Raw genomic sequence first — 5,922 nt, 5'->3', positions numbered from 1 at the left:
ACTGGCACACCGGCCAACCGGTCATGCGATCCCTGACCGCCTACGACCACTGACCCCTTGGAATCGATCATCTAGGAGCCGAAAGGGCAGTCCCGGGGCCGTATCGCCGGGCATCCACGGAGTCGGCGAAAAGGCGACGAACGGCGTCGGAGTGGCCCTGCCTCATGTATTCCGCGCAGTGACATTTCTATTGTCGGGTGCCGTGCTCCACCATTTCGTCCGGATCGGGTAGCGATGACGGGTCGTCCTCGGCGGCGCACACGTAGACTGGCAAGCTCGGTGGTGGCGGCGGGTACGGCGAAACAGGAGATTGAATTGTCGATTTCGACCGATGCCCGCCACAGACAAGACGGACCCCGGCCGACCGACGGCACCCTGTGTTTCGAGATCCTGGGTCCCCTGCGACTGTGGCGTGACGGTGTCGAGGTGGACGTTGGCCCCCGACAGCAGGGCCGCCTGCTGGCCCTGCTCCTCGCCCGCGCGGGGCGACCGGTCAGCGCGACCGACCTCATCGAACTGGTCTGGGGCGAAGACGCGCCGGCCAGCGCCACGAACGTCATCCACAAGTACGTCGGCACGCTGCGGCGGCTGATGGAACCCTCGCTCCCGCTGCGCGCGTCCGGCACGTACCTGCGGCGGCACGGTAGTGGCTACCTCTTCGCGCCCGCGCCCGCGCCCGGCTCGCTGGACCTGTTCCGCTTCCGTGAGCTCGTCGGGGCCGCCCGCGCGAAGCTCACGGCTGGCGACCGTGACGCGGCGCTGGATCGCTACGCCCAGGCCCTGGGGCTGTGGCGCGGGCCCGCCGGTGACACGTACGCCCACGGCACCACCTCGATGTCGATCTTCGCCGCGCTCGATCAGGAATTCCTCGACGGGTGCGTGCCGGCGGCCGAACTCGCCATGTCACTGGACCGGCCGACGCGGGTGCTACGGCCCCTACGGCTGGCCGCCTCGATGGCGCCGTTCCACGAGCCGGTGCAGGCGAGTCTCATCGCCACGCTCGGGGCGAGCGGCCACCAGGCCGAGGCGCTGGGGCTCTTCCGGACCGTTCGCACCCGTCTCGTCAAGGAGCTGGGCATGGATCCGGGCGAGGCCCTCCAGGCCGCGCACCGGCGCGTCCTGGCGGGGACGGCGACCTCGGTGCCGAACGGCCCGACCGGCGAAGGGACACGGCAGCGCGCCCGCTCGTGGCCGGTGCCGCTGGTGCGTCCGGCGCAGCTCCCACCTGATCTCCCCGCCTTCGTCGGACGTACCGCCGAACTCGCGACTCTCGCTGGAATGTTCGAGGACACGGCCGACGCGCGCGGGACGGGTCCGTTGGTCGTCGCACTCGACGGGATGGGCGGCGTGGGCAAGTCCACGCTCGCCGCGCACTTCGCCCACCTGGTCGCCGGGGACTTCACCGACGGCCAGCTCTATCTCGACCTGCGCGCGGAGCAGCCCGAGAGCGACGGCCTCTCGGCCAGTGACGCGCTCGGATCCCTGCTGTCGTCACAGGGCTTCCACATGTCCAGCGTCCCGGAGACGCTCGCCGCGCGGGTCGGCATCTACCGGAGCCTCACCGCCGGCCGGAAGCTGCTCGTGTTCCTCGACAACGCGCTCGACGCCGTCCAGGTGCGCCCGTTGCTGCCCAACTCCCCGGAGTGTCTGGTTCTGGTGACCAGCCGCAGTCCGCTCGTCGATCTCGCCGTCCGCGACGGAGCCCACCTGCTGCATCTCGATCCTCCGGACATGCCGACCGCCCGTCGGCTGGTCCAGCGCCGGCTGAAGGACGCGCCGAACCGCTCCCCGGCGGGCAGCGCTCCGGTGTCCGGCACCCTCGACGAGATCATCGAGATGTGTGGCCGCCTGCCCCTTGCGTTGGCGATCCTGGCCGGCCGGTTGAGCGCGCGTCCGCGACTCGCTCTGGAGGACGTCGCCGCGGAACTCCGTGACGGCGCGCGACGACTCACCGCCTTCGCCGGCAACCACGGCGTAAGCGATCCGCGTGCCGCCTTCGCCTGGTCGTACCGTCAGCTCAGCCCGGACGCGGCACGGCTCTTCCGGCTGTCCTCCGCAGCCATGCCGGCCGGCATCTCGGCCGAGGCCTTCGCCAGCATGTCCCAGAACCCGCCGGTCCAGACGCGGGCCATGGTGCGCGAACTCGCCGCGGCGGCCCTGCTCGACGAGGACGACCGGGGCCGGTTCACCTCGCACGTCCTCGTCCGGGCGTACGCGCAGGAGCTGATCCTGGCGAAGGAGTCGGTCCGCGACCGGGAGGCGGCGGTCGACCGACTCCTGCATCACTACCTGCACAGCAGCCACCAGGCGGCGCTGCGGCTCGTACCGACGAGCCCGGCGGCCGCCCCCACTCCGGCTCCGGCCGGCGTCATCGCCGAGCGGCCCGATTCGTACGACGCCGCGATGCGGTGGTTCGACGATCACCGGGAGGTCCTGTTCGAGGCGGTGCGCCGTGCGGCGGAGGGCGACTTCGTTGTCCCGCCCTGGCGGCTGGCGCTGACCATCTGGCCGTGGTTGCGGCTCACCGGGCGGTTCCACGACTGGCAGGACGTGATGCGGGTGGCTCTGCGGGCTGCCAACGGCAGCGGGGATGACCTGGGTGCGGCTCACGCCATGTGGAGTCTGGCCGATTCCTGTTACCACTTCGCCAGCTACGACGAGGCACTCGACCTGCTCACCCGCGCCCGAGAGATCTTCACCGAGCGCGGCATGATCGCGGAGTTGGGCGGCGTCCACAGTGCCCTGCACCGGATCCACAGTCAGCTCGGCCGGCACGAACGGGCACTCGCGGAGAACGAGCGGGCACGGTCCCTCTACCGTGCCGCCGGCTTCGAGCAGGGCGAGATCTGGGCGGGTGTGGCCCGGGGCCGGACATTGGTCCGACTCGGTGCTCCCGGCGAGGCCATGGTGTGCCTCGACGAGGCGCTGGCCCAGAGTGAGAAGGTCGGACCAGGGACGGACGAGCCCGCGATCCGCATTCTGATCGCCGAGTGTCTGGCGTTGCTGGGGCGCCAGAGCCAGGCTCGGGACCAGCTCGAGCAGGGCCTCCGAGCGGCCGTCGAGGCGCACAGTCGGATCGACGTCTTCGACGCGTCCGCCCAGCTCTGCGCGACCCTTCTGGATCTCGACGATGTGCCCGGCGCCTGTCAGGCCTGGCGGGGGGCCTGCGACGCCATGCACGCCATGCAGAACGGCGGGACCCGTCGCATGCGGGACACGGTCTGCGACCTGGGGGACAGGCTGCTCGAGGTCACCCCCTTCGCCTCGCGATCCGAGGACACACAGCGGTGACACGTGTTCCCGGTGACGGGCGTGCCGCCCTGCGGTCGACCGCCTGACCAGGGCGTCAATGGATCGGACCGGCCATGTCGGTCGATTGCGCGGCACTCGGTCGGTTGAGCGTGTTATCGATAACATGCTATGTTTCGGCCCGGGGAGTGAAGGGCACGCTCCCAGTCACCACAGTCAGTCGGCGCAGGCATGGCGAGGGCACGCCCTCCCGCCGCCGCACCGATCGGTGACCAGTCCGGGCCGCTCCGCCACTGCCAGGCGACCGCGCGGTCGTCGGACGCACCCCCCGGTCCGGCCGCATTCCCCGCATTCCATGCCCCGTCGCGGACAACCCGGCAGCGACGGTACGGCCCGTACACCACCCGTGTACGCCGCACCGGCCGCACGAGCACGTCGGCCCGCAACGGAAGGACGTCCTGTCACGGCACCTCGTCGGTCGGCCCTCGTCCCGCCCGCGCGGGCGAGCAACCCCACCCGGCACGAACCGGCTCGAGGTGCATGTCGTACGCACGATCAACGGCAAGGAGTCGAGCAATGGTCAGACAGAGACAATTACTGACGTTCGTCGCGGCCGCGGCGGTTCTCGTCGTGGCTACCGGCGGCGCGTTGACCGCCGGGTTCCGCGGCGAGGCGGCGGCCGCCACGAACGGCACCCTGGCGGCGACCGCGGGCTGCGGTAAGGCGCCCACCCTCACCAACGGGACACGCACGATCACCAGCAGCGGCCAGAGCCGCACCTACATCCTCCAGATCCCGAGCGGTTACGACCGGAACCGTCAGTACCGCCTGGTCTTCGGTTTCCACTGGCTGAACGGGTCGGCCAACAACGTCGCCTCGGCCGGCTACTACGGCCTTGCGCCGCTGTCGAACAACAGCACGATCTTCGTCGCGCCGCAGGGCATCAACGCCGGGTGGGCCAACACCAACGGGCGGGACCTGACCCTCTTCGACGACATCTCCCGCCAGGTCGAGAACGACCTCTGTGTCGACACGACGCAGCGTTTCGCCCTGGGCTGGAGCTACGGCGGGGCCATGAGTTACGCGGTGGCCTGCGCCCGACCGAACGTCATCCGCGCGGTCGCGGTGCTGTCCGGCGCGAACCTCAGCGGGTGTAACGGCGGCACCCAGCCGGTCCCGTACTTCGGCATCCACGGCATCCACGACAGCGTGCTCAACATCTCGCAGGGTCGGGCGTTGCGCGACACGTTCGTGCGGAACAACGGCTGCACGGCGCAGAGCCCACGCGAGCCCAGCCAGGGCAGCCTGACCCACATCACCACCACCTACTCCGGCTGCCGCTCGGGGTACCCGGTGCAGTGGGCCGCGTTCGACGGCGACCACACCCCGAGCCCGGTCGACGGGTCGGGCAGCCCCAACGACTCGCGGACCTGGACCTCGGGTGAGATCTGGCGGTTCTTCAGCCAGTTCCAGTCGACGACCCCGCCCACCACGCCGCCGCCGACCACGCCCCCGCCCACGACGCCCCCGCCGACCACCCCGCCGCCGACGACGCCCCCGCCGACCACCCCGCCGCCGACCGGTGAGCCGGGCACCTGCGCCGCCACCTACCGGGCGATCAACAGTTGGCCGGGCGGCTTCCAGGGCGAGGTCACCGTCACCAACGGGACTGCCGGCACGATCAACGGCTGGACGGTGGGCCTGACCCTGGCCAACGGCCAGGCCATCAGCAGCCTCTGGAGCGGTATCAACTCCGGGATCACCGGCAACGTCACCGTTCGCAACGCCGCCTACAACGGCACGCTCGCGCCGAACGCCTCGACGACCTTCGGTTTCACCGCCACCGGAGACGGCGCCACCCCGCCCGGCAACGTCACCTGCACCAGCCCCTGAGCACGGATGCCCGGGGCCGGAGTCACCGACTCCGGCCCCGGGCACCGGGGCTGGCGCGGCCGGCAGTCCGTCGATGAATCCTCGCGAGCACGGCTGCGGCAGCGGGGGAGACGCGGTGCTTTATGCGCGAATGTCGATGTTAGCGTCAGTCATTCTGGGTTGCCGAGTGCGTCGGACCGAGTTGCCGCACAGTGCGTGGCCGGGCAGCAGGCTTGCGACCGGCGTCAATGGCTGGGCCCGACGGGTCGCCTCCGCTTACGCGCATGTTACGTCTTGACGAACAGCATGTTATCGCTCACAGTCGATGGTCAAGGACGACGCCGGATGTGATCTACCGCCGGCCGACTTCGTCGACCGTCAATCCGACACTGTCCGCAGCACGCAGGGATCGTGTTAACGCGAACATTCCCGCCGCGTGCGCCCGGTCGCGTGTCGCGGTGCGCCCAGCTTCGGGTAGCCGTTCGGCTCCCTGTGAATGAGGAGGAACATGTCCGCCATTGGTACGTCCCCGGCGATAGCGCCGCCCTCGCGGCGGCGAGGATGGTTGGTACGAGCGGCAGCCACCAGTGTGGCGGCGGTAGTGGTCGCTGGCGCCGCCGCGATGGCGGTGTCGTCGCCCGCGGCCGCGGCGACCGTCGACACGAGCGCGTGGTACGTCCTGGTGAACCGCAACAGTGGCAAGGCGTTGGATGTCTACAACCTCGCCACGAACGACGGTGCGCGGATCACGCAGTGGACGCGTAACAACGGCAACCAGCAGCAGTGGCAGTTCGTGGATTC

3 protein-coding genes are annotated in these 5,922 nt (G+C 70.4%); all 3 read left to right on the top strand.

Annotated elements, in window-relative coordinates:
• Positions 1-426: 426 nt before the first annotated feature.
• The gene (locus ACLQ25_RS32295; protein ID WP_425734518.1) at positions 427-3,291 is read left to right on the top strand and encodes a BTAD domain-containing putative transcriptional regulator; all 2,865 of its coding nucleotides are present in this window, start codon (positions 427-429) and stop codon (positions 3,289-3,291) included.
• Positions 3,292-3,825: 534 nt separating this feature from the next.
• Positions 3,826-5,142: a cellulose binding domain-containing protein gene (locus ACLQ25_RS32290; RefSeq protein ID WP_425734517.1), complete on the top strand. Its 1,317-nt coding sequence runs from the start codon at positions 3,826-3,828 to the stop codon at positions 5,140-5,142.
• Between the two features lie 487 nt (positions 5,143-5,629).
• On the top strand, positions 5,630-5,922 hold a 293-nt coding region (locus tag ACLQ25_RS32285), incomplete at its 3' end, for an RICIN domain-containing protein (RefSeq protein ID WP_425734516.1).

The sequence above is a fragment of the Micromonospora sp. DT44 genome (assembly GCF_049841635.1).
Taxonomy (GTDB): domain Bacteria; phylum Actinomycetota; class Actinomycetes; order Mycobacteriales; family Micromonosporaceae; genus Micromonospora.
Note: the sequence above shows the minus strand (reverse complement) of the source record. Positions and strands in the feature narration are given on the sequence as shown.